Annotated in this window: 20 protein-coding genes; 7 read left to right on the forward strand and 13 right to left on the reverse strand. The window is 72.2% G+C overall.

Annotated elements, in window-relative coordinates:
• Window positions 1–2 precede the first annotated feature (2 nt).
• The 10 genes from ACGFIK_RS13445 to ACGFIK_RS13490 all read right to left on the reverse strand — a co-directional run bounded on the left by ACGFIK_RS13445 (window position 3) and on the right by ACGFIK_RS13490 (window position 10,482).
• Window positions 3–1,766, reverse strand: coding sequence for a TraM recognition domain-containing protein (locus ACGFIK_RS13445; protein WP_393339416.1), 1,764 nt, complete (start codon window positions 1,764–1,766; stop codon window positions 3–5).
• Window positions 1,763–3,526: an ATP/GTP-binding protein gene (locus ACGFIK_RS13450; protein WP_393339419.1), complete on the reverse strand. Its 1,764-nt coding sequence runs from the start codon at window positions 3,524–3,526 to the stop codon at window positions 1,763–1,765. Before ACGFIK_RS13450 ends, ACGFIK_RS13445 begins: the two co-directional genes overlap by 4 nt.
• Window positions 3,523–5,022 carry an SCO6880 family protein gene (locus ACGFIK_RS13455; protein ID WP_393339421.1) on the reverse strand — a complete coding sequence of 500 codons (1,500 nt, stop codon included), beginning with the start codon at window positions 5,020–5,022 and terminating at the stop codon, window positions 3,523–3,525. Before ACGFIK_RS13455 ends, ACGFIK_RS13450 begins: the two co-directional genes overlap by 4 nt.
• Window positions 5,023–5,051: 29 nt before the next feature.
• Window positions 5,052–6,287: a hypothetical protein gene (locus tag ACGFIK_RS13460; RefSeq protein ID WP_327026309.1), complete on the reverse strand. Its 1,236-nt coding sequence runs from the start codon at window positions 6,285–6,287 to the stop codon at window positions 5,052–5,054.
• 1 nt (window position 6,288) lies between these two features.
• A complete protein-coding gene (locus tag ACGFIK_RS13465) occupies window positions 6,289–7,032 on the reverse strand; it encodes a hypothetical protein (protein ID WP_327026310.1) in 744 nt (247 codons plus the stop codon).
• A gap of 45 nt (window positions 7,033–7,077) precedes the next feature.
• Entirely contained in the window at window positions 7,078–7,443 is a 366-nt protein-coding gene (locus ACGFIK_RS13470) for a hypothetical protein (RefSeq protein WP_327026311.1), read from the reverse strand.
• A gap of 54 nt (window positions 7,444–7,497) precedes the next feature.
• Window positions 7,498–8,178, reverse strand: coding sequence for a hypothetical protein (locus ACGFIK_RS13475; protein WP_393339425.1), 681 nt, complete (start codon window positions 8,176–8,178; stop codon window positions 7,498–7,500).
• The gene (locus ACGFIK_RS13480; RefSeq protein WP_327026314.1) at window positions 8,175–8,741 is read right to left on the reverse strand and encodes a hypothetical protein; all 567 of its coding nucleotides are present in this window, start codon (window positions 8,739–8,741) and stop codon (window positions 8,175–8,177) included. The genes ACGFIK_RS13475 and ACGFIK_RS13480 overlap by 4 nt, the downstream gene beginning before the upstream one ends.
• A gap of 263 nt (window positions 8,742–9,004) precedes the next feature.
• Window positions 9,005–9,823, reverse strand: a complete 819-nt coding sequence (locus ACGFIK_RS13485; RefSeq protein WP_327026316.1) for a zf-HC2 domain-containing protein — start codon at window positions 9,821–9,823, stop codon at window positions 9,005–9,007.
• An 89-nt stretch (window positions 9,824–9,912) separates the two neighbouring features.
• Window positions 9,913–10,482 carry a sigma-70 family RNA polymerase sigma factor gene (locus ACGFIK_RS13490; RefSeq protein WP_393339428.1) on the reverse strand — a complete coding sequence of 190 codons (570 nt, stop codon included), beginning with the start codon at window positions 10,480–10,482 and terminating at the stop codon, window positions 9,913–9,915.
• A 353-nt stretch (window positions 10,483–10,835) separates the two neighbouring features.
• Here ACGFIK_RS13490 and ACGFIK_RS13495 point away from each other — a divergent pair, with 353 nt between their 5' ends.
• Entirely contained in the window at window positions 10,836–12,482 is a 1,647-nt protein-coding gene (locus tag ACGFIK_RS13495; protein WP_393339431.1) for a ricin-type beta-trefoil lectin domain protein, read from the forward strand.
• Window positions 12,483–12,553: 71 nt separating this feature from the next.
• On the opposite strand, the gene ACGFIK_RS13500 is transcribed toward ACGFIK_RS13495, so the two are convergent.
• The gene (locus ACGFIK_RS13500; protein WP_327026319.1) at window positions 12,554–14,068 is read right to left on the reverse strand and encodes a S8 family serine peptidase; all 1,515 of its coding nucleotides are present in this window, start codon (window positions 14,066–14,068) and stop codon (window positions 12,554–12,556) included.
• Between the two features lie 236 nt (window positions 14,069–14,304).
• Between ACGFIK_RS13500 and ACGFIK_RS13505 the strand changes: the two genes are divergently transcribed.
• Complete coding sequence (locus ACGFIK_RS13505; protein ID WP_393339435.1) at window positions 14,305–16,368, forward strand: hypothetical protein; 2,064 nt, start codon at window positions 14,305–14,307, stop codon at window positions 16,366–16,368.
• Here ACGFIK_RS13505 and ACGFIK_RS13510 read toward each other — a convergent pair.
• On the reverse strand, window positions 16,341–17,936 hold the full coding sequence (locus ACGFIK_RS13510; RefSeq protein ID WP_327026321.1) for a hypothetical protein: 1,596 nt from the start codon (window positions 17,934–17,936) through the stop codon (window positions 16,341–16,343). The genes ACGFIK_RS13505 and ACGFIK_RS13510 overlap by 28 nt on opposite strands.
• Before the next feature lie 229 nt (window positions 17,937–18,165).
• Window positions 18,166–19,392 (reverse strand): ricin-type beta-trefoil lectin domain protein, encoded by a 1,227-nt coding sequence (locus tag ACGFIK_RS13515; RefSeq protein ID WP_393339438.1) that lies wholly within the window; start codon window positions 19,390–19,392, stop codon window positions 18,166–18,168.
• A gap of 262 nt (window positions 19,393–19,654) precedes the next feature.
• Here ACGFIK_RS13515 and ACGFIK_RS13520 point away from each other — a divergent pair, with 262 nt between their 5' ends.
• From ACGFIK_RS13520 to ACGFIK_RS13540, 5 genes are all read left to right on the forward strand, one after another.
• Window positions 19,655–20,413, forward strand: coding sequence for an SDR family NAD(P)-dependent oxidoreductase (locus tag ACGFIK_RS13520; RefSeq protein ID WP_327026323.1), 759 nt, complete (start codon window positions 19,655–19,657; stop codon window positions 20,411–20,413).
• A 120-nt stretch (window positions 20,414–20,533) separates the two neighbouring features.
• Window positions 20,534–21,124, forward strand: a complete 591-nt coding sequence (locus tag ACGFIK_RS13525) for a hypothetical protein (protein WP_327026324.1) — start codon at window positions 20,534–20,536, stop codon at window positions 21,122–21,124.
• An 8-nt stretch (window positions 21,125–21,132) separates the two neighbouring features.
• Window positions 21,133–21,741 carry a copper resistance CopC family protein gene (locus tag ACGFIK_RS13530; RefSeq protein ID WP_327026325.1) on the forward strand — a complete coding sequence of 203 codons (609 nt, stop codon included), beginning with the start codon at window positions 21,133–21,135 and terminating at the stop codon, window positions 21,739–21,741.
• Between the two features lie 307 nt (window positions 21,742–22,048).
• Window positions 22,049–22,471: an SgcJ/EcaC family oxidoreductase gene (locus tag ACGFIK_RS13535; RefSeq protein WP_327026326.1), complete on the forward strand. Its 423-nt coding sequence runs from the start codon at window positions 22,049–22,051 to the stop codon at window positions 22,469–22,471.
• 85 nt (window positions 22,472–22,556) lie between these two features.
• Window positions 22,557–23,570, forward strand: coding sequence for an SDR family NAD(P)-dependent oxidoreductase (locus ACGFIK_RS13540; protein ID WP_327026327.1), 1,014 nt, complete (start codon window positions 22,557–22,559; stop codon window positions 23,568–23,570).
• Window positions 23,571–23,578: the final 8 nt, after the last annotated feature.

Below are 23,578 nucleotides of genomic sequence, written 5' to 3' on the forward strand. Positions count from 1 at the left end.
GGTCAGCCCGCCCGGTGGGACTCGCGGCGGCGCCAGCGTGCCGCGGCCCGGTCGGTGATGGCCTGCACCTCGGCCTTGGCCGCGGCGGAGATGGGCCCGGCGTCGGGCTCCCTGAACCAGGGACGCAGCCGGATCAGCGCCGGGCGTACCCCGGTGGCCAGCAGCAGGGCGGTGCCCTTGGGCAGGGCCCGGATCTTGTCGGCCGGCAGCACCTGCTCCTGCCGGTAGGACACCGACCGGGAGGAGCCGTCCTTGGAGCGGGAGTAGCTGGGGGTACGCACATCGTGCTGCCCGACCAGCCGGGCCACCTTGTCCACGAAGTCCGCGTCGTCCAGCCCGGCACCGAGCAGCTTGATGGTGGCGGCGCTCCACAGGGCGTCCATCCCCGCCTCGCCCCAGACCCGCACCCCCTGCCGGTAGCTCTGCAGCAGGGTCACCACGCTGATCCCCCGCGAACCCAGGTGGCTGTAGAGGTCGGGCAGGTCGGAGATGCGGCAGACGTTGGCCGCCTCGTCCAGGATGGCCGTCATCGGCGGATCCAGCCGTCCGCCCATCCGTTCGGCGGCGACCACCGCGGCCCGGATGACGGCGTCGGCCAGCCCGGCGATCACCCCGGCCGCGGAGCCACCGCCGTCCTTGGACAGCAGGTAGAGGGTGTCCCGGCCGAGGACGTGCTGCTCCGGGACGAACTGCGGAAGGTACGGATCGGGGCTGACCCAGGCCAGGATCTCCGGGTCGAGCAGGCAGGCCACGCACTGCCGGGCGGTCTCGTAGATGCCGTCGCGGGTCTCGACCGCCCCCCGGACGGTGCCCTGCAACTGCTCGGCCATCGCGGTCATGCCGACATCGCGCAGCAGGTCGACCGGGGTACGGTCCGCCGGGTCGGCCAGCCAGGCCAGCAGGTCGTTGACGGTGGCCCCGCTGCGGGAGGCGGCCAGGAAGAGGGCGGTCAGGGTGTTCTGGGCCGCGGCGATCCAGAAGTCCTTCTTGGAGGAGTCGTCGTTGACCGAGCTGACGAAGTGGCCGGCCAGGCGTCGGGCGCCCTCGATGGTGTCGCAGCCGCTGAGCATGTCCCACCACATGTCGCGTTCGGTGTAGGCGATGCCCTGCGGGTCGAAGGTCCACACCCGGCCGACCTTGGTGCGCTCCTGCCGGGTGACCGTGAACACGTCGGACTTGTTCGAGGTCAGCAGCACCGGGCCGGGTGCCCGCAGCACCCGGGGGATGGCTATGCCGGTGGACTTGCCGGCCCGCGGTGCCATCAGGTCCAGTTCCACGTCCTCGTAGGAGGAGCGCAGTTCCGGCCCGGCGGGCATCAGGTCACCGAGCAGGTTGCCGGTGTCGTCCGGGCGCAGCCGGGCCACCTCCTTGAGCCCGGGGCGCAGGTCCCGGGCGCGGGCCTCGATCCCCTTGCCGGTCATGGCGCTGAGTTCGGCGGGACCGGCGAGGCCGTGCGGTCGGCGCGGGCGACGCACGATCCCCCGTACCAGCAGGGCCACCGGGGAGGCGGCGACCAGGAGCAGGGCGGCGGCCCCGCCGTAGACCAGATACGGGGGTACGCCCGGCCAGACCTGGTCGGTGGCGCCGGTGACCAGGTGGAGGTAGACCTGCGGGGTGAACGGCGGCGGCTGCCAGCCGTGCCCGGTGAGCAGGGCGGCCAGGGTGCCGCCCAGCCACAACGGCACGAAGATCACCAGGTTGAGCAGGGCGAAGCCGGGAATCAGCCAGGGCAGCCAGTCGCCCCCCACTCCCCCCGGGCGGCTCATCGCCGCCCCGATTCGCTGTACGGGGCGGGGGCTACCAGGTCTCCGCCGGTCACCGCGCGTACGGCGGCGGCCCGCTCGGCCAGCAGTCGGTCCGCCTCTCCGTTGGCGATCCAGCGGGTGTTCGTGTCGTGCAGGTGGCGTTCGGTGTCCGTGATCGCCACCCGGATCGGGATGCCCGGACGACCACCTACCTTGATCAGGAACCGGCCCCGGCCGGGTGGCTCCTCGTTCCCGCCGTCCTGCGCCCAGCCCGGCGGGGAGGACCAGGAGGACACCAGATCGATCTCGCGGCGGGACAGCCCGACCACCCGGCCCAACTCCTCCATCTCCGCCCGGGGCAGACCGGCGCAGGCCACCATGCCGGCCCGTTCGACGAAGCCCCGGGCCTTGGCCTTGTCGGCCTCGCTGCCGAGGGCCTCGGCGTCCTTGAGGGTGTGGGTGATCTTCGCGTCGGCCAGGCCGAGCGACCGGTTGAGCCGGGTCAGGGCGTCGATGCGGTCGACGATGCCGGAGGCGGCCCGCAGCGGACGCCACAACTCGTCCAGCACAGTGAAGAACCAGCGCCGGGGCGCCAACCCCGCGTCCGCCAGGGCGTGCGAGGCGGCCACCGTACCCAGCCCGTCGGACCAGGCGGCGAGCATCGCGGCGGCGGTCAACTGCCCGTCGGCCTCGCCGATGCGGGAGATGTCGATGCAGACGGCGGTGGCGTCCGGGTCGATGCGGGTGGAGGTCTCCGAGGCGAAGGTGTCACCCAGCGGGCCGTCGAGGATGCCGAGCAACGACCGGTGCAGCGGATCGACGGCGTCGCGGTAGCGGGACTCCTGCCCCCGGTCCAGGGTGACCTGCCGGACCCGGGGCGGTCCCTCCTCCAGCACGGCGAGCAGTTGCGGCAGCCGGAAGGTCCGCCCCTGCGGGGTACGTTCACGCAGGTGCCGCAGACAGGCGGAAAGCACGGACTGCTCGTGGTCGCTGATCGGGCCGCCCCGGACGATGGTGAGCAGGGCCGCGACCATGTTCAGAACCCGGCCGTGGGTCTCGGCCTCCAGGGCCTGCCCCGCTTGTCCCCCGATCCTCGCTGCGGCGGCGCCCATCGCGCCCGGGTCCAGGATGTTCAGGCCGCCGACGCCCCGGGAGATGGAGATGACCTGTCCGCCGAGGGCCCGGACGGTGTCGGCGTAGTCCGGTTTGAGGTCACCGAGCACCAGTGGTACCACCCCCTGGGCGCTCAACCCGATCAACATCCGGTTGATCAGTGTCGACTTGCCCAGGCCGGGCATGCCGAGCATGAACAGGGAGGGATTGGAGATGTACCGGGCCCGGGTGAACCAGTTGAGGGGGTCACCACAGACGGTGGCCCCGGTGTGGATGTGCTGCCCCAGCGGGACCCCGGTCATCGGAGCGCCGGAACCGGAGGCGAAGGGCCAGAGCCCGCAGGCCTGCACGGTGGTGGCCCGCCACATGGTGGGCGGATCGAACGCCGCCACCCGACCACCACCCAGGGCGTACGAGCCGCGGTGTGGCACGGTGTCCTCCCGGTTGGCCCGGGCCAGTCGCCGCAGGTAGCGCTGTTCGGCCGCCGCCTGCTGGGCCTGCCGCCGCTGGGCGCGGCGCAACTCCCTCGCGGATGGCCGGCCCCCCTCGTCCGGTTCGATGTCCTGCTCCTCGACCGGGGGCACCACCAGGTCGGACATCGCGTTTCCGGCCCCGGCGGCACCGCGGGGCCACCCCGCACCCAGGCGGAACCGGCCGGCAGCGCTCACAGCGCCTCCTTCAGCTCGTGCGGGACCATGGTCTGCTCCCAGGGCAGGATGCCGACCGGCAGGGCGCAGGAGAACGCGGCGGCCTGCATCCGGTCGGCCGGGCGCATCGCGATCCGGGTGGCCCCGAGCAGGTTGCGCATCGTCACCTCGGCATCGCGGATGTCGGCCACCGAGTCGACCGTCAGGGTCACCAGCATGGAGAACTCGACCAGACCCGCCCCGGAGGCCTCCTCCGCCGCGGTCTGCTCGGCCGCCTCGATCTCGGAGACCGCCCGGGCCCGGACCAGGCCACGGGTCGAGTTGGCCATGAACTGGGCGGACCGACGATCCGATTCGACGATCTTCGCCGAGGTGGCCGGGTCGATCGGGCGGTAGACCAGGGCGACCCGTTTACGGCGGATGCCCAGGGCGGGGTCGAGCAGGCTGCGCAGCACCCCGGAGCGCACGGTGCCCCGAGGCGCCAGGGTCAGCAGCCAACTGCGGGAGACCCCGGAGTCGTGCTGGTAGTGGCTGACCGTCTCGACGGCCGCGGCCGGCCCGGCGTCGGCCCAGTCCAGCCCGGTGTGACCGTGCTGGGCGCGTACGTCGAGGACCTCGGCGGCGACCGCCGGGTCGTACGCCACCCGGACCACCTCGGCGATCCGCTCGGCGGACAGCGGCTCCGCCGACCCCCCACCGGCCGCTACCAGGCCGCTGAGCACCCCCGGCAGCCGCAGCGCCAGATCGGCCACCATGGTGTCGTGGTCCCGACGGGCCCCACCCGGTGCCGAGTAGGTGAGGGTGAGGAAGGTGTTCATCTCCGAGGAGGCGTCCGGATAGTGGCGCACCACCTCCTCCATCACGGCCCGGGCGGCCGGGGGTGCGTCCGGTGAGATCCGCCCCAGCACCTCGGTGGCCAGCCGGGTACCCGGATCCGGTGCGGTCTCCACGACCACGGCCGCGCCGCGCAACCCCGGCTCGTGGGCCAGCCGGGACAGCCACTCCCCCCACAGCGCCACCCACGTGTCGACCTGATCGGAGTCGACCAGGGACCCGCCGTCCGGCTCGCAGCTGAGCACGACGGTGTACTGGTTACGGTGGCGGTGGTGCAGCACCCCGAACGGGCGGTCGTAGGGGTCCCGCCCCTCCAGCATGGTCACCCGGCTGAGCAGTCCCGGTGGCCGGAACCGCCCGCCCGGTCGCGCCGACAGCGGGCCGGAGGCGTACAGGTGCCGCCCCAGCGACCTGCGACGCACCCAACCGATCCGGACGGCGGCCATGTTGTACACGTTGCGGCCGTCGGCGGTACGGATCGCCAGGGGTGCCAGCATCAGCGCGAGCGGCAACCCCACCACCAGGGCGGTGTTCAGGGAGATCATGGAGGAGATCAGGACCATCACCAGCCCGCCGAACAGGCCGACGGTCCCGACCAGGCCCAGCGAGCCCAGCCCGGCTTTGCGAGGGCGACGCCAGTTTCCGTACGTCGGTGTCTTCATGGATTCCGCGGTCGTACTCACGATGGTCCTTCTCCTCGTCGCGGCATCGGTCAGTCCCGGTCCCCGAGGGCCCCGCTGGCGATATCGCTGGCGTGTTTGTGGGTGGTGCTGACCGCGCTGGCGGTCTTCTGCACGACGGTGGCGCTCTGGCCCACCGTCCAGGCGGCGGCGCCGACGGCACCTCCGGCGACCCGCCGCGCCGCCGTACCGGCTGCCGCCAACCGGCTCCCGGAACCGGAGCCACCGCCGGAGCCACCGGACGCTCCGCCGCTGGACGAGCCGCCCGACGAGCCGCCGGAGGAGGAGGCGGCCGAGCCGCCGCCGGTGGGGGTGCTGTTGCCACTCGGCGGCTTCGGCCGGCCGGAGATGGCGGAGCCGGCCCGGCCGCCAGCACCGGCGATCTTCCTGGCGCCGCTGGCGACCACACCGGCCGCGGCGCCGCCGACGGCCACGCCGGTACCGCTGCTGTCCCGCGAGCCGAGGGTAGCCATCGCCGGTACGACCAGCCGCATCAGCGCGGGCAGGGCGACCGCGGCCATCAGCAGCACGGCGGCACCGGCGAGTTTGTAATGTTTGGCGTTGTCACCGGTGGCACCGATCATCGCCGCCCCCGAATACATGATCAGCCCGACGACGGGTTTGAAGGCCAGCCAGGCCACCATCCAGGCGATGTGCTTGCGCCACCAGCCCCCGCCCCACTCGGACATGGAGGCGGCCGCGGCCATCGGGAGGGTGCCGGTGAGCAGCACCATCACCCCCAGCCGGATGTACATCAGGATGATGTGGACGCAGCCGGCGATCAGCAGCAACAAGCCGACGATGATCAGCAGGAAGGCGGTGAGCCCGTCCGTGCCGCAGTTGGCGATCAGCTTGAGCTGCGCCTTGATGCCCTCTTCGTAGAGATGGTGGGAGTAGACGTCCGCCTCACTGGCCAGCCAGTTGATCACGGTCCACGCCGCGCCCACCGTGAGGACCATCCGGACCAGGCCCATCAGGGCCACGGTCAGCGGCTGGCCCTTGCGTTCCAGCGCCACCCGGAAGGCCGCCGCCAGCAGGGAGGCCACCGCGATGGTGACGACCAGCCAGTCGGTCTGCATGTGAATGCTCTCGTTGAGCTGCTGGTCACCCAGGGTCGGAATGTCCCCCAGATTGGCGAAGAGTTCGACCGCGGCGCCCATGATGGCGGCGGCGATGTCGCTGAGGATGCCGTCGATGCCGCGTTCGAAGAAGCCGACGACCTGGCCGATCGTGCCGATGTAGACGGCGTCACCGGTGGCGCACTCCATGTCACACCTCGTTCCACAGCACGAAGCCGACTAGGGAGATGACCGGGGCGGCCCGGGTGTGCAGGCCACCGGAGTTCAGTGGCCGCAGCTGCCAGTCGACGCCGTTCCAGTCCACGGTGTAGTCGACCGAGGCGTACACCAGATTCGCCTGCCGGATCAGCACCCGGATGCTGGCCGTGCTCGGCGAGTACCGCAGCACCAGGAACCCGGCCAGGGTGTTGACGGTCTGCACCGGCCCGGTCTCGCCCATCGAGGCCCGCATCGCGTCGAAGTAGTCCCGCCCCAGGCCGGGCACGAGCTGCTGGCGGCTGACCGTACGCCAGTCGGGGCCGCTCATCTGCCGGGAGATGGTGTGTGCCGCCATCACCGCCCCCATCGGGGTGTGCGCGAAGCACCACAGCAGCGCTCCGGTGCTCTTGCGGGGTCCCGCCGAGGCGGAGCGCGGCACCTTGGCCCCGTTCAGCGGACGCCACGAGATGTCGGTGGGCACCTTGGTCGGGATGCGCTGCGCGGAGTCGTCCGTGCGGCAGCCCTGCGGGCGGCTGCCGTCCGGGCCCAGGGTGCCGATCACCGGACCCGGGGTGGCCGCGACGCTGGGCCCGGCCCCCGGGTCGCCGTTGATCGCGGCGACCGTGCCGGTGAACAGGGCCAGGGCGAGGAAACCGGCCGACATCTGCCAGCGGCGGTGCTGCCAGAAGGGCTTGTCCTGATCCGCGTCGTCGTCGGATGTGTATCTCAGTCTCATGGCGCCTTCCCGGATCGCGGTGACCGTCTGCTCCTGCCGGTAGGGCTAGGTGCCGGAGGTTCCCGTACCGAACACCCAGGTGACGATGGGCCCCGCGGTGGCGACCAGGATGCAGCCGCCCAGCACCATGCCGAGGCGGCTCATGTGTTCCGAACTCTCGCCGCGCTTGTGGGAGATGGCCATCACCGCGCCGGTTACCAGGACACCGACCACACCGGCCGCCGTACCCGCCCAGGCGAGCAGGCCGAGTACCTGCTGGACCTTGTCGGACAGACCGAGCGGCAGGGTTCCGTTGATCGAGGGCTGTGGCACCGTGCCGCCACCGCCGGTCGGGTCGGGGGCCGGGCCGGGGGCCGCCAGCAGGGTCGTGGCCTGCGCCAGGCTGCCGTAGTAGAGGTCGGAGAGGGACATTGCGGCTCCTTGGAATCGGATGTGGGTGGTTCAGGCGGTGGGCCGGCCGGATGATCAGTCGGTGAGGGCCAGCCATCTGACGAACGGACCGGCGGTGGTGGCGATCAGGCAGGCGGTGAAGACGAAGGCGATGCTCTTCGTGTACTCGGTTCGCTCTTCCATGGCGCCCCGACGCAGCTGCGCGGCCAGGGTCGCGCCGGTGATCAGCAGGCCGGCCACCGCGGCAGCGCTCACCAGCCACGCCATCAGGTTGAGCAGGTTCGCGACCGACTTCTTCGGATTCGTGTTCACGGTGTACGCCTCGACCACCGGCGGCTCGAAGTTGACCGAGTTGATCGGGCTGTCGCACTGGAACTTCCCGGCGTGCACCGCCCCCGACAGGGTGCAGCTGCGCGCTCCGGTGATGTCGACGTTGTCCTTGGTCACCGACTCACCGGCGAGACCGGTGTGCATCTCGATGTCCATCTTCACGCTGTCGCCCGACACGTACGGGGCGCTCATGTCGAAGGACCCGTGGGTCGAGCCCTTCTTGCCGGAGCAGACCCGGTCACTGCCGCGCGGGTTCTTCATGGTGGTGTCGGTCTTCAGGCAGAGGGTGTAGAGGAAGGCGGCCTTACCCCCGTGGATCTTCAGGGTGTAGGTGTCCTCCGCCGCAGCAGCAGCGCCCGAGGGGGCCAGCAGACCCCACCCCAGGCCGACGACCGCGACGAGGAGGAGGCGCAGGATCCTGCTCACGACCGCCTCCGCGCCTCGGTGGCCACCAGGGCGGCGATCCGGTCGAGTTGCCGGCCCAGCCGTTTCGGCTCCTCCCCCACCCGAAGGCAGGGAATCCAGGGCACCCGGTGCACCGGGGCGATCGACCGCAGCAGGCGGATCCGGCCGAGCAGCGGCGCCGGCAGCCGACCGGGGGCATCGGCGATCAGCACCACCCCGACCAGCCGCATTCCGGCCGGATGCCGGCCCTCCCGCAGGGCATGCAGGGCCCGGGAGACCGCCCGCAGTCCGGTCAGGTTGGTGCGCCCGACCACCATCACCCGGGCGGGTTCGGCCAGGGCCGGATCCGGCCAGCGGCAGCCGATGTCGGTACCGCCCAACAGCTCGGCCAGGGTGGTCGTGCCCGCACCTCCGTGCGCGCCGATCCACCCGATGCCCTTCTCGGAGAGGCCGTCGTGCGGCCAGGCCGTGCCGTCGTCGTAGGCCGGACCATCGCCGTAGGCCGGGCCGGCCAGTGGATCGACGTGCCCCGGCCGACCGGTCGAAGCCTCCGGCCGCCGTAGCGCCACGGACCCGTTGCCCATCTGCCCTGCCTCCCTTCCCTGCTCGCCTTCTCGGTCACCGGATGGCAGTCCAGCCACCGGGGACGGCCGCTTAACGGCGCGCGCGGTCGGTCGGTTCAGGACGAGTCAGGGATTTTTTTGCCCCGGCTCCGCCGGGCGTCGGACCGGGCCACCGAGCCCGGCGGTACGGGCATCCGACTGGTCGGCCCACCGCCCGGTCACGGACGGCCGGAGGAGGGTGCGCCGGGGTGGCGGAGCCGAGCCCGGGAGACGGAGGTCGACCGTCAGCGGGGCGAGGCGGGGGTGCGGGCGATCGGGGCGGTCACGATCGCGGAGCCGTCGGTCAGCCCGACGGTGATGAAGGAGAGTTCGTCGACCGGCAGGGAGGTCTCACCGGCCACCTCCTGCGGCCCGGAGGTGGCCGTCCAGTCCCGTACGACATGGGTGGCACCGTCGCGGGTCACCGCGAATAGCCGATAGCGGGTGCCCTGCCGCAGGCCGGTGGCGGTGATCCGGATCGTGGCACTGCCCTGGCCCCCGGGGGTGATCACGACGGAGAGGCTGGCCCCATGACCGGGGGCATCCCCGGTGGCGGTCAGCACCGGATCGGTACGGGCCGTCCACTCGTTGACCACCACCACGCCACCGGCCAGCACCAGAATCACGGCCGCCGCCCCGGCCCAGAGGGCCCGACGCCGCCGCCAGGAGCCGCCGGTCGTCGCCGGACGCGCCCCCGAGGTACGCCTACTAGCCGGTCGATTGTCGGCCGGTCGGGCCGCTCCGGCGCCCGAGGGGCTGCCACTCGGCCGGCTCACCGCCGAATCGTCGGCCACGGCGGGCGACGAGCTGGCGGGTGGCGACCCGGACGAGGAGTCGGCGGACGGGGAGGCGGCGTCGGTGGCGGCCACGGGAGGTGGGAACTCGTCCGTGGGCAGGGACCAGTCCACATCGTCCAGACCGGCCAGGCCGCTGATCGAGGGACCGATCTGGGCCGCCTCGTCCAGGCAGTGCCAGCAGTCGGCGAGGTGGGCCTCGAACGACTCCCGCTCGGCGTCGTCCAAGGCGCCCATCAGGTAGAGGGCAAGCCTCTCCTGATCGGCCACGGAGTGATCCCCGCCTACGCGCATCCAGCCCTCTCCTCAACGGGTCGGCACCACGCGGTGTGTCTGTCTGGGCCCGGGCGACCTCGGGATCAGGACGACTCGGTCGAGCCGATCGCGGCGTGCAGTGCGCGTACCGCGTAATAGGCTCTGGATTTTACCGTACCCTCGGGTATCCCCAGCCGCACCGCCGCCTCGGCCACCGAGGCGCCCCGGTAGTACATCTCGATCAGCACCGCCCGATGCTCCGGGCTGATCTTTCCTAGGGCGAGCCGCACCGCGTGCACGCTCACCACCCGTTCCATCTCGTCGTCCGTGGTGGGGACCCGGTTCAGGTCCGGCAGGCTGACCTCGGGGGGTCGGGCCTGCCGCGCCCGCATGGCGTCGATCGCGACATGCCGGGCCACCGTGTACAACCAGGGGGCGATCTTCGAAGGGTCGGCGGCGAGCCGGTCGGCGTTGCGCCAGGCCCGCAGGAAGGTCTCCTGGACCAGATCCTCGGCGAGTTCCTGCTGACCGAGCAGCAGGCGGGTGAGGAAGCGGTGCAGGGGTTTACGGTACTCCTCGACGATCTGCCGGAGCAGGGGCTCGGCGGCGGGCGGATCGCCGACGGCACCGTCTGGGATGGATGGCGCGATCGACTCGTTGGGCACCGCCGACACAGACCGCCTCCCTGACGGACGGATGGCATCCTGCCGGCCGGATGGACGTTGCTCGCCCTCGCGGCCCTGGCAGCGAGCATAGTCGTACGCCTGCGGGGTGACGTCGCTGAGGTCGCCCGGCGGCCGACGACGACATCGACCGGAGTAGGCCGAGTTGAATCGATCCTGGTCAGCACCCTTATTCGCTCCACTTCAGACGGTTTGGTACGGAGGCGACACCGTCCGATAGACGGATGAGGGTGGCCTCCGGTTCAGATCCGTCCGACATCGGTTGAAAGAATCCCGGTTGGCTTTGAACGCCAGACGGTGGCGATCCGTCACGACAGGTGTCGCCACGCCGAAAGGGATGGCCCGTGACTACCGACCTCGTACGCAAGAAGATCAGCTTGGGCCGCACGCCCCGCAAGGTGCTCGCGGCCCTGCTGGCCGCGCTGGCGGTGCTTTCCGCCGTCATCGCCACCATCAACTGGGGGGTCGCCTCCGCCCGCGACGACACAGTGATCGGCGCTAAGGTCACCGACAAGCAGTTGACCGCCATCGTCGCCGCGGCCCGCTCGTGCCCGATGCTCACCCCGGCCCGGCTGGCCGGGCAGTTGATGGCCGAGTCGGGGCTGGACAACCGGGCCCGCAAGACCGCCTCCGGCGGTCGGGGCATCGCCGGTCTGGACGACGAGGACTGGAAGGCGTGGAAGCCGTGGCCGGACGCCCGCCGGTCCGACATCGCCGCCAACGTGCTCGCCCTGGCCCATCAGATGTGTGACTTCAGTGGCCGGCTCCGGCTGGCCGGCATCACCGGTGACCAGTGGCGTACGGCGGTCGCCGCCTTCCACACCGGGCTGCCCGCGGTCACCCAGGCCCAGGGGGTCCCCGCCGAGGCCGTCGAGTACGTCGATCTGGCCAGCGGCTACGCCGGGTACTACGGCCAGCTCAAGCAGTTCGGTGGGCCCGGGGCGCCGGCCCCGGCCGCCCCACCGGCGGGCAACACGAAGGGGGTGCCCGCGCCGTACGTCCCGCTGGTGGTCACCGCCGGGTCGGTCTGCGAGCAGGTCACCCCGGCCATGGTGGCCGCCCAGGTGATGGCCCTGTCCGAGTTCGACCCCCACCGGCTCGGTCCCGCCGGGCAGCGGGGCATCGCCCAGTTCCTGCCCGAGGTGTGGCGCAGCCACGGCCCCGGTCGGGGATCCGCCTGGGATCCGCAGACCGCGATCCCGGCCGTGGGGGAGGCGATGTGTGCCCTGATCGACGAGTTGTCGAAGTTGGACGGTGATCCCTACCTGCTGGCCCTGGCCGCGTACCGCAACGGTCCCACCGCGGTACGGCAGAGCGGGGGTAGTTTCGACCAGCCGACGGAGACCTTCCTGCGGGCGGTGAAGGCGCTCACGGACCTCTACGTGCTGGACACCCGACTGGCCCGGTCCGCACCGGCCGATGAGCCGACCACGGCACCCCCGGCGGAGGAGACTCCCGAGCCGCCGGCGGAGGAGGATCCGCAGGAGAGTCCGCCGGCCACCTCGCCGTCGGCGTCCCCGAATTCGGGAACCACCGCACCGTCGGAACCTGACCCGGTCCAGACCAAGCCGACGACCGCCGCGCCGAAGACGACCGCACCCAAGCCCCAGCGTCCCTCCGGGGCCAAGCAGATCTTCCACCCGCGTACCGGGCTGTGTGTCAGCTCCGGCAGCAACGGCGACGGCACCCGACTCGAACTGCGTAGTTGCAAGGAGGAACCGGCGCAGTGGTGGGTGGTCCGCAACGACGGCACCATCCGCTCCCAAGGGCTGTGCATGGACATCGCCTGGGGTGCCTCTGAGGACGGCACCGCCATCCAGGTGGCCATCTGCAGCGGCAATCCGGCGCAGTCCTGGCGGATCAACGACAAGGGCGGCATCATCAGCGCCCTGAACGGCAAGGCCGTCGACGTGGAGATGGGGGCCAAGAACAAGCCGCTGGAACTCTGGATCTACGTCGGTAACGCCGAGCAGACCTGGAAGCTGCGGTAATCAGCACACCGAGTCGACCAGAAACGGGGGTACGGACCGCGCGGTCCGTACCCCCGTTCTCCGTAGCTGGTTCAGCTGTAGGCCCGCCGACGGTGCAGACCCAGCGCCAGGAAGGCCCCACCGCCGAGCAGCGCCACCCCGATCAGGACGAGGGTGGCCATGCCTCCCCCGCCACCGCCGCCGGTGCTCGCGGCTCCGGTCGGCTGTTCACCGTCCAGGGTCCGGGCCAGCGACACCCCCGGATTGATCATTCCGGTGCCGTACCTGCTGTCCGGGGTCTGCTCCCCCAGCCCATCAGCGGTGTCCCGGATCCGCTGCTCGACCTGGGTGGCGTTCAGCTCCGGATAGGCGGCCCGCACCAGCGCCGCCTGCCCGGCCACGAAGGCCACCGCGAAGCGGGTGCCGCTGTAGCTCAACGGGCCGGTCTTCCCGGGTCCGATTCCGGTCACGTCCGCCCCGGGCGCCACCACCTCCACCGTCTCCGGCTGGTAGTCCTCGACCAGCTTGTTGTCGGCCCCGACCCCGCCGACCAGCAGCAGGGCGCCGGTGGCCTCGGGCTCGCTGGGCGAGGGCAGGGTGACCGGCTTGGTCGGGGCACCCGCCACCACGACCACGTCGTGGTTCAGGGCGGTGGTCAGGGAGGCGATGACCGCCGGGGCGGACAGGTCCACATGCGAGCCGAGAGCGACCACGGAGGCGCCCGCGCTCACCGCCACCTCGATGGCGTTCGCCGCGTCCGTGGGCCGGGCGGTGCCCGACTTGCCGATCATCCGGATCGGCAGGACGGTGGCGTCCGGGGCCAGGCCGACCGGGGTCTGCTGAACGGCGGTGTTCGCCGCGATGATGCTCGCCATCGCGGTGCCGGTACCCAGGCAGTCGGTGTCGCCGCGGCCGTTGCCCACGGTGACGTCCGCCCCGACCGTCACCCGTCCGCTGAGTTCTTCCAGACGACCGTCCACCCCCGAGTCTACGACGGCCACCATCACCCCGTTGCCTCGGCTGAGGTCCCAGGCCCCGTCGATGGCCAACCGCAGCTGGGCCCAGTCGGAACGGCTGCTGGATCCGGCGACCGGGGTGCAGCCGGCGGTGTCGGAGGTGCCGCTGGGCGACGGGCTCTGGCTGGGGCTGCGCGAGGGGCTGGGACTGGGACTGGTGCCGGAGGTCGGGCTGGAGGCAGGTCTGGGGGTACGGGAGGGCCCGGGTGAGGTCGTGGGCTTCCCCGGGCCGGCGGGGATCTGCCCGTACTTCACCCCTTCGCCGACCGCGTCCCACGGCAACACCAGATACCAGCCGCGGTTGAGCCGGGTCGGGTCGGTCAGGCTGGCCCCGTCGGGTTGCACCCGACCGGCGTTGAGGTTGTAGATCTCCGCAGACCGCTCACCGCTGCCGAGAAACCGGGTGGCGATCGCGGTGAGGTTCTCCGGTTGTCCCTGGTACGCCGCCGTGACGACGTAGTACTTGACGTACGCCTGCGGGTCCAGGGGCGCTTTGCGGGCTGTCGCCGTACCGGCCATCGCCACGACCATGCAGCAGACAGCCACCACTCCCGCGAGCAGGCGTCCTACGTTGAGGCGCTTCGCCAGCACTGATCTTCCTCCTTCGGGAGCCCGGCCGAAAACCCGGGCGACACCCTCTACAGCGGATCTGGACCGTATCCGTTCAATTGGATCGAGAAAAACGTCGAACTCGGCTGAACCGACGACCAGTGACCATCGTCATGATGACGCAAGGGCCACGAGACCAGATGATGTGGTGGTTCGCCGGCCGTCACCTGCACGCGCAAACCTGCGGACGTTGGTGAGAGCAGATGTACGCCACGACCATGACGATCGACGCGAACGACGACCAGCCGCTGACCGCCCACCGTTTCGACCCCCGTCGACACCGGCGGATCCCCGGACTGTTCGATCTCTGGTTGACCTCCGGCGCACGGGGTGGGCTGGTGCTGCCGACCAGACCCGAGCGGCCCCTGACCGCACGGGCCATCACCGAACTGGTGCGGCGCTCCGGTGAGGCCGCCGACGACGTACGGATCCTGACCGACGACGGCGCCCGGCACGCCGAACTGTTCAGCGAGGTGGCCGGGCTGCTCGCCCATGACGTGCTGGTCAGCCCCGAGGGCGCGGAGATCCGCCAGCACGGGGGGTCCGGCGGGCCGCTGCACGCCGTACCGGTCGACCGCCAGGCCCGCCGAGCCCGGGACTGGCTGGTGATCCAGCCGCCCGATCTGGCCACCCCTCTGCCGGGTTGGTTCACCGTCGAGCGGGGCCTGGTCCGTCCCCGTACGGGGGTGGTCAGTCTGCCCCTGCGCGGGGGTCTCGTGCTCGCCACCCGGGCCGATTTCGTCACCCGGCGGGCCACCGCGCACCGGCTGGGCACGGTCGCCAAGGGACTGGTGACCGTCGCGGTCACCGCCCGACCCGGTGGCTTCCTGATCGGCGACTACGGCGGCACCCAGCGGGTCTACCGTGGCGACCAGCTCGCCGCCCTGCTCGGGGACCTGCCGCTCTACGGCAGCGATCTGCGCCTCTGGCTGACCTGGCCGTCCGACCCGGAGGAGCAACGCAGCCTCGGCACCCACGCCCGGGAACTGGCCGAGACCACCGGTGCCACGGTCTGGACCCCGCCGCCGGGTGGCAGCGCGGAGCTCGTCGACGACCGGCAGGACCTGCGCGCACTCGACCACGCGGGCCGACCGGCCGAGTGGTACGCGTACCGGCCGCCCTTCGCCGCCGGTCCACCGGCGCTGCGGACCACCCCCACCGGCCTGCTGGTGCCGATGTCGACCTCCCTCACCCTGACCGCACCTGCGGCGGCCCCGCCCGAGGCCGAGCCGGAGCAGACCCCGCACTCACCGGCGCCCCACGCCGATGTTCCGCCCCCCGCCGAGCCGGCACCCGCCCCCACGGCCGACCAGCCGGCGCAGCAGGCCGAGCCGGTTGCGGGTCAGGCCGAGGAACCGGCCGAGCCGGTACGGGTCGGGGAGGTGGCGCCGGGGACGCAGGCCGTTCCGACCACCCCGCTGCCCCGGCCCGCCCTGACCGGCGAGGATCGTCGTGCGCCGGGGTACGGCCTGGGGTGGCTGTCCCCGGGGCAGCAGGTCAACGCCGAGCCGTTCGAGGCGTTCGTGGCCTCGCCGGTGCAGGCCCGGGCGGTGGGCGAGGGCCTGCCCGGTGCCGAACTGTTCCTGCTGGCCTTCCTCGATCCCCGGTCGGTGCCGGAGGGTCGCCGCCTGCTGCGGGTGCGGGTGGATCCGGGTGGGGCCATCCCGATGGCCGCCCTGCACGCTCGGCTGCCCGCCCGGCTGCAACACCTGCGGGGTCTACGTGAGGCGTACCTGCTGCCGGCGGCCCGGCTGGACCGGGTCTTCGCGGTGGACACCTTCGCGGTGGAGCACACCGGGGAACTGACCCCGGCCGGGGAGTGTGCCGGTGAGACCGTCTCCATCCGCTGCGGCTGGCCCGCCAGGTTGATCGCCGGTCTGCCCCACGAGGTGCGCCGCTGGCCGACCTTCGGCACCCGTCGGGCGTACGCCCTGCTGCCCGCCGAGCGGGTACGCCTGCCACGTCACTGGTTGCGGCTGTACCGGGACCAGCCGGCGGTACGGGACGGACGGCTGCTGGTGGAGCTGCGGGTGCCCAGAGATCGCGCGATCGACGTGACGGCCACGGCCGACCTGCTGGCCCCGCTGAACCGGGTCCGCAGTCGGGCCGAGGCCCTGCGCGCCGCCCAGGTGGAGCTGATCCTGCCCAGCCGCTCCTACTCACGGGTGCGGGTACGCCGGGTGTACCGGGCCGAGTCCGGTGCCTGGCAGCGGGTACCTCGCCTGGAGCAGGGGCCGCTGCCGGCCGTCCTGCCTCAGCTCGGGTCCCCACCGCCGAGCTGAGCCGACCACCGGCCGTACGGGACCGGACCGATCACCAGCGGAATGCCGCGCCCGGCGGACCCGGCGGCCAGGCCACGTACCCCCGCGGCGGCGTCCGTGGTGATGACGACGTACGGCCCGGGTCCCAGCTCGGGTGACTGCGGCCAGGCGGCCAGGCGGCGGCAGCCCTCGACCAGGTCGGCGTCGAGGGCGTCACCGACGACGGCCACGACCACCCCCGCCGCCAGCAACTGACGGGCATACGCCGCCGCCAACCGGCGACACTCCTGCACCGCCCCGACCAGGGTGAACACGTCCGGGGCCCGGCCCAGGTCGATCTGTAGCCGCCAGGGCCCGGCCCGTCCCAGCACCAGGGGTACGGCGGCGGCCGGTGCCGGTTCGTGCTCGGCCAGCCAGGCGTAGGCGGCAGTTGCCGGGCCGGTCGTGACACCTACCAGCCGCACCAGGATCGGGCCGTGGTCGGTGCTGAGTTCGGTCCGGACGTACGGCACCTCGCCGTCGGCCGGCAACTCCGGCCGGGGTGGCCCACCGTCCTCCTGCCCACTCCCCGACCGCGCTGCCGTCGCGCCTGCCCCGGTCCCAGCGGCGGGCACCGCCGCCGCAGGGCCCTCGGGCACCGCCACGGACACCGCCGGCCGGGATGGGGCCGCGGGCATCATCGGCCAGGATGGAGGCCCAGGCGCCGCTGCGGGTGGGGCCGCAGGGACCACTGGCGGAGGCGCCGGGTCCTGGGTGGAGGTTGGCGAGGTTTCGGTGGTGCGAGCGCCGGGCGGTTTCGGGTCAGCGGAGGCTGCCGGGTTCTGCCTCTGCGGGACAGTCAGGTCGGGTGGGGCGGCGCTGGCGGCGAGTTCGGCTGGGGTGGGGGTGTGGTGCCGCTGCGGGGGCCACGGGCCGTCATCGAGGGTCACCCCACGCATCCGGTACACCCGTCGGGGCAGCACCAGGAGTGCTACGACGGCCAGTCCCAGGGCCAGGGCTCCCGCCCCGACCCGCACCAGGTCGGGGGTGACCCCGGCCAGCCGGGACGGTGCGGCCTGGGCCGGGGGCCCGGTGTCGGCCGGAGCCGGTGGGTCCTCGGCGGGAGCCGACCGGGCGGGGGGCGACGGGGAGCCGCTCGGCGAGGGCGGTGCAGGGGTCGGCGAGGGCGGTGCAGGCGGCGAGGGTGAGGGTGGCGAGGGGGTCGCCGGGCTGGGCGGGGTCGAGGGGGTCGGGGGGCGGATCGCCGGCAGGCGGCCGGTCCGCACTCCCGGCCCGTCCGCGTCCTTCGGCAGTACGAGCACCCAGCCGGGCGCGAGTTCGACCCCGTCGGTGAAGGTGGCCCCGTCGGGCTGCTCCCGACCCCGGTTCAGTTCGATGATCTCCCGGAACCGGTTGCCGTTGCCGAGGGTACGCAGCGCGATGCTGTACAGATAGTCACGCTGGCCGTTGACCGGCGGCCCCACGACGTAGTACTTGCCGGTCTCGTCGGGAGGCGCGGCGGTCACCGGGGTCCCCCCGGCCAGTGGGACGAGCAGGACCGTCAGCAGCAGCGACAGGGTCCACCAGTGGCTCGCTCGCCAGCGGCGCATCCGGTGCGACCCCGCCGATGTCTGCGGGGCCGACCTCGACGCCCTGCCCCGACCAGCTGACTGCATTGCTGTCCTTCCGTCTTCCTCGCGCGGTGCGGCACCCGTTCCAGTGCGGCGGAGGGTGGGTGCCCGTCATGTCAACGGCGCCGCACCGTGTGACTTCCTATCAGTCACCGGCATCGTCCTGCGCAACGCGCAGGGGGCCGGCCGCCCCTTGGACCCGGTCGGTTCAGCGGCCCACCGGCTGCCAGGTCTGGTTGGCCTGCCCGGGAGCGCACCGCCAGATCTGCAGGGCGGCGCCGTCGGCCGAGTTCCGGTCGCGGACGTCGACGCACCTGCCCGAGTGGGGGTTGCGCACCTGGCCGTCCTCGACCACCCAGACCTGCGCCGGGCCGCCGTTGCAGTGCGCCAGTTGCACCTTGGCCCCGTTGTCCCGGGACCCCCAGGCGACATCCATGCACTTGTCGAGCAGCATCAGCGATCCGTTGGGGCCCTTGGAGAAGGACTGGGCCGGGGTGCCGTTGCACCTCCAGAGCTGCAACCCCACCCCGTCGGCGGAGACACCGGCGGGCACGTCGATGCACTTGCCCTCGTACCCCCGCAGGGCGAAGCCGGCGTCGTCCGAGACGGCGGGCTGCTCGACCCGCTGCGGTACCGGGGTTCCGCCGTTGCGGAAGGTGACCACGAAGTCGGCGCATCCGGGGCAACCGAGGACGGTCTCGTTACCGGGCACCCGGTCGTGGGTGGACCACAGGTAGGCCCGTGGGCCGAAGGGGCGCAGCGCTGCGGTGTAGGCGCTCTCCGCGTCCCGTTCGGGGTTGACGCAGTTGATCCGGTCTCCCCGGCGGGGATCGATCACGGCTTGTGCCTCCGGGCAGGCGGCGAGCAGTTGCCCACCGGAGCAGTCCCACCTGATGCAGGTTCCGGCCACCGGGGCGGGCGGCCCGCCGGGCGCCTCGATGGTGATCGTCAACGAGAGGGCGTCGACGTAGCTGACGTTGTACCAGGGGGCTACCGGGTCGTTCTGGTCGAAGTTGAACTCGGCCAGGCTGACCGGTTGCGCACCCCGCTCGCAGCGATCCGGATAGACCCCGCAGTCGCCGACGAGACAGCTGAAGGTGCTACCCGGTTCTCCGCTGCACCGCTGCCGGGCGAAGAACCGGCCGCGCCAATGACCGGGAGCGCCGTCGTCGGGAATGACGATGGTCCCGGACTCCCCGGGCCGCAGGACCGGCAGGTCGGGGATGGGTCGGGAACCGTCCCCGCTCTCACCGGCACCTATCCACAACGTCTCGCCGGTGGCGTTGACGAAGGTCACCCGCTCCCGGATGACCGCCTCCGACCTGCTGGACAGGACCACGACCAGGCCCAGGGCGAGCACCAGGATGGTCAGCAGGGCCACCTTCCCACCCAGCCGGGCCTTGCGGCCCGCGAAGACACCCGTACTCACCGTCATGCTGCCCTCCGTTGGCTGAACCGACGGACCCACCAGGTCCTTTCGAATGCGTGCGCCCGCATGACGGAGCGCGGCACCCCTCGGTTCAATCACATCTGTCCCCGGTGGATGAAGCTCGACCGGCGCCGTCCGCTACGCAGGTCACCGTCCACTCCGGTCGGCCCCTGCGGGTGGGACCTGTGGCCCTGCCGCCGCCGGGTCCGCCCGGCGGAGGCTGCGAGCAGCGGGCCGGGTCTGCGGCCGCGGAGCAGAGGAGTCGATGATGAACGAGCAGCGGTACGCGGGACGAGTGGCGTTGGTGACCGGAGCCGGCTCCGGCATCGGTCAGGCGGTCGCCGTACGGCTGGCGGCCGAGGGCGCCCGGGTGCTCGGCTGTGACGTAGACCCCGAGGGGTTGGCCGCCACGGAGAAGCTGATCGCCGACGCCGGGCAGACCGTGCTGACCGTCGTCGGTGACGTCAGTGTGCAGGCGGACGTGGACCGCATCGTGGCCGCCCTGCCCGGCGACCGGATCGACCTGCTGGCGAACGTCGCCGGCATCATGGATCACTTCCTGCCGGTGTCCGAGGTGGACGATGGGACCTGGGAACGGGTCATGGCGGTCAATGTCACCGGCCCGATGCGGCTGACCCGGGCGGTGCTGCCGCTGATGCGCGCGGCCGGGGACGGGGCGATCGTCAATGTCGGCTCCATCGGCGGGCTCACCGGCGCGGTGGCCGGCACGGCGTACGTCACCTCCAAGCACGCCCTGGTCGGCATGACCCGGTCAATCGCCGTCCTCTACGCCGAGGAGGGGATCCGGGCCAACGTGATCTGCCCGGCCGGGGTGGAGACCAACATCGGGCGTACGGCCGCCCCGAGGGTGCCCTGGGCGTACGAGCGGTTGTCGAAGGCCTTCCACCGGGTCACCCGCACCGCCCAGCCGGAGGAGATCGCCACCCTGGTCTGCTGGCTGGGCAGCGCGGAGGCGGTCAATGTCAACGGTGCGGTAATCACCTCAGACGGCGGCTTCACCGCCTGAGCAGGCAACCTGGGGCCACCGAACCCGATGATCGAAAAGTGCGCAATCCGGAATAAGCGCACCGGACTCCCATCACCTAGCGTGTTCGCTAAATTACCCAGCCCTCTGGATGGAGTCCACATGACAGTGGCCAAGGAGCATGCCGCCCGGCGTGGGGTGATCAGTACGATCAACGAAGCCCAGCACCGTGCGGTGCTGGGTCTGTACATGGTGATCGTGCTGGCCCACTGGGCCGAGCACCTGGTTCAGGCGTACCAGATCTGGGTGTTGGGCTGGGCGCGGCCACAGGCCCGCGGGGTCCTGGGGATGCCCTTCCCGTGGCTGGTCAGCTCCGAGTGGATGCACTACGCGTACGCGATCGTCATGCTGATCGGCCTGTTCGCCCTGCGTCCCGGCTTCGTCGGCCGGGCCCGCACCTGGTGGACGATCGCCCTGGCGCTCCAGTTCTGGCACCACATCGAGCACCTGTTCCTGCTGTTGCAGGTGCAGATCGGCTTCCTGCTGCCCGGCACGAGCGTGCCGACCAGCTTCGCTCAGCTGCTGATCCCCCGGGTCGAGCTGCACCTGTTCTACAACTCGGTCGTCTTCCTGCCGATGCTGGTGGCGATGTACCTGCACCTGCGCCCCAACGCCCAGGAGGCGCAGTTGCAGCGGTGCAACTGCACCATCGAAGGCCGCGAACGGCTGGCCGCCGCCACCTCCGGCAGCTGATCGTCGTCATGTCTGCCGGGCGCCGAACGTTGGCCATCGTCATCGCCCTCGCCTCTGTGGGGGTGGCCCTCACCATCGCCGCGGTCACCCGGCAGTCCGACGGCACCCCCGCCCGGGTCCTAGCGGTGGACCCGGGCGACGGTGCCGTGTTGAGCACCGCCCCGGAGGCGGTCACCCTACAGCTCTCGACCGGCGCCGACGCGGTGCTGTCCCATGTCACCGTGCGGGACCGGTCCGGCAATCCGGTCAACGAGGGCCGGGTACGCACCGACGGCGAGGCCGGGCTGCGTCAGCCGATCCAGCCGATCGGGACGGGCGACTACAGCATCGCGTACCACATCACCTTCACCAACGGGCGGGACGCCACCGGCATCCTGCGTTTCAGTGTCGGCACCGGCGTACCCCCGCAGGGCCTCACGGAGGTCCCCGACCCGATCCTGGACGATGCCGACCACGCCCACGGCATCGACCCGGTGGGCGCGACTCTGCTGGTCCTCGACGGTCTGGTGCTGCTGGTCGTGCTGGCCCTGCTGGTGCGGCGCCCCGCCCGGCACCGAGGGCCGCCGACCGTCTCCGGTCAGGCCGACCGGTCCCCCGACGAGCCCGCCCACCACTGAGGCCGGTAACTCCTCGCCTGCCCGTCGCGCACCTCCGCCTGCTGGTCGTTCAGGCGGAGGTGCGCGGCTTTCGTCTTGCATGCTGCGGTGTTGACTTCGAGGCACTCGCAGAGATGCGGCACCCCGCTGACCACTGTGATTCTCACAGGTGAGCGGCTACGCCCCGGCCGGGGCGCCCGCTTCCGGCGGGCCCGTCGCCCGACCGGTACGTGCCGATGAGCGCCACCGAAGGGCCGAGGACCGTGCGGGCCTGTCCCGAAACCCCTCCTCAGCCAGGACGTGACCGCCCAGGACGGAAGGAACCACCGTGACTGTCAACCACCTCACCCCGCAGGTGTCCAGCGAGGATCAGGCCGCGGTCGCGGCCGTGCCCGGACGTGTCGTGCAGGCCTGGGCGGCGAACGACGCCGACGCCTTCGCCGAGGTGTTCGTCCAGGACGGCACCATGATCCTGCCCGGCCACTTCCGCAAGGGCCGCGACGAGATCCGGGCCTTCATGGCGCAGGGCTTCGCCGGCCCCTACAAGGGCACCCGGGTCACCGGGCAGCCCTTCGACGTCCGCTTCCTCGGCCCGGACGTGGCCCTGCTGCTGACCGCCGGGGGTGTGCTCGCCCCCGGCGAGACCGAGGTGGCCGCCGAGCGGGCCATCCGCGCCTCCTGGCTCCTGGTCCGTACTCCGGAGGGTTGGCGACTGGCCGCCTACCAGAACAGCCCGCGCGACGCACGCTGACCTCGGCACAGCTCCGGTGCCGGCTGGTGACCCCCCGGCCGGCGCCGGCCACCCGTCCCATCCTCCATCGAAGGGCAGTGACGACGTGCGGGTACTGGTCACCGGCGGCACCGGCTTCATCGGCTCGCACACGGTCGCGGCGCTGCTGCGCGGCGGGTACGAGGTGCGGCTGCTGGTTCGGGACCCGGACACGGTCGGACGGGCTCTCGGCCCCCTCGGGGTGTCCACCGCGGATGTGGCGACCGTGCGCGGCGACGTCACCGACCCGGAGTCGGTGACCCGGGCGATGGCGGGTTGCACCGGGGTCCTGCACGCCGCCGGCCTCTACTCCTTCGACACCCGCCGCCATGCGCAGATGCGGCAGGTCAACGTCGGCGGCACCGAGATCGTGCTGGAGGCGGCCCGCGCGGCCGGGGCCGAGACGATCGTGCACGTCTCCTCCGTGGTGGCCCTGGCCCCCACCGGGGGTGCGCCGCTGGCCACGGAGCTGCCGGTGGGCCGCCCCCGGGAGCGGTACATGGCCACCAAGGCGGCGGCCGAAGAGGTCGCCCGCCGACACCAGGCCGCCGGGGCCCCGGTGGTCATCACCTACCCGATGGCCACCCTGGGCCCCCACGACCCGCACCTGGGGGATCAGCTCGCCCGGCTGCGGGCCCTGCTGCGCGGGTGGCTGCCCATCTGGCCCGGTGGCGGATTCCCGGTCGGTGACGTCCGGGACGTGGCCGACCTGCATGTCGCCGCGCTGCGAGCCGGGGCGGGGCCACGGCGGCTGCTGGCGCCGGGGCAGCGGCTGTCCACCCGGGAGTTCGTCGCGGCGGTACGCGAGGTCACCGGGCGTCGGCTGCCGGTCGGCTACCTGCCGTCGGCGGCGGTGCTGCCGGTGGGGGCGGCCGCATCCGCGGTGCAGCGGATCTCGCCGTGGCATGTCCCGGTGGAGTACGGCGCGGTCTACACCTGCCACTGCGATCTGCGTACCGGCCCGCAGGTGCCCGCCCCCACCCGCCCGATCACGGAGACCATCCGGGACACCGTGGCCTGGTTGCACCGCGCCGGTCTGATCAGTCGCCGGCAGGCCGGGCTGGCCGTCGACCCGCGCTGACTCCCCCG

The sequence above is a fragment of the Micromonospora sp. NPDC048871 genome (assembly GCF_043198155.1).
Lineage (GTDB): Bacteria > Actinomycetota > Actinomycetes > Mycobacteriales > Micromonosporaceae > Micromonospora.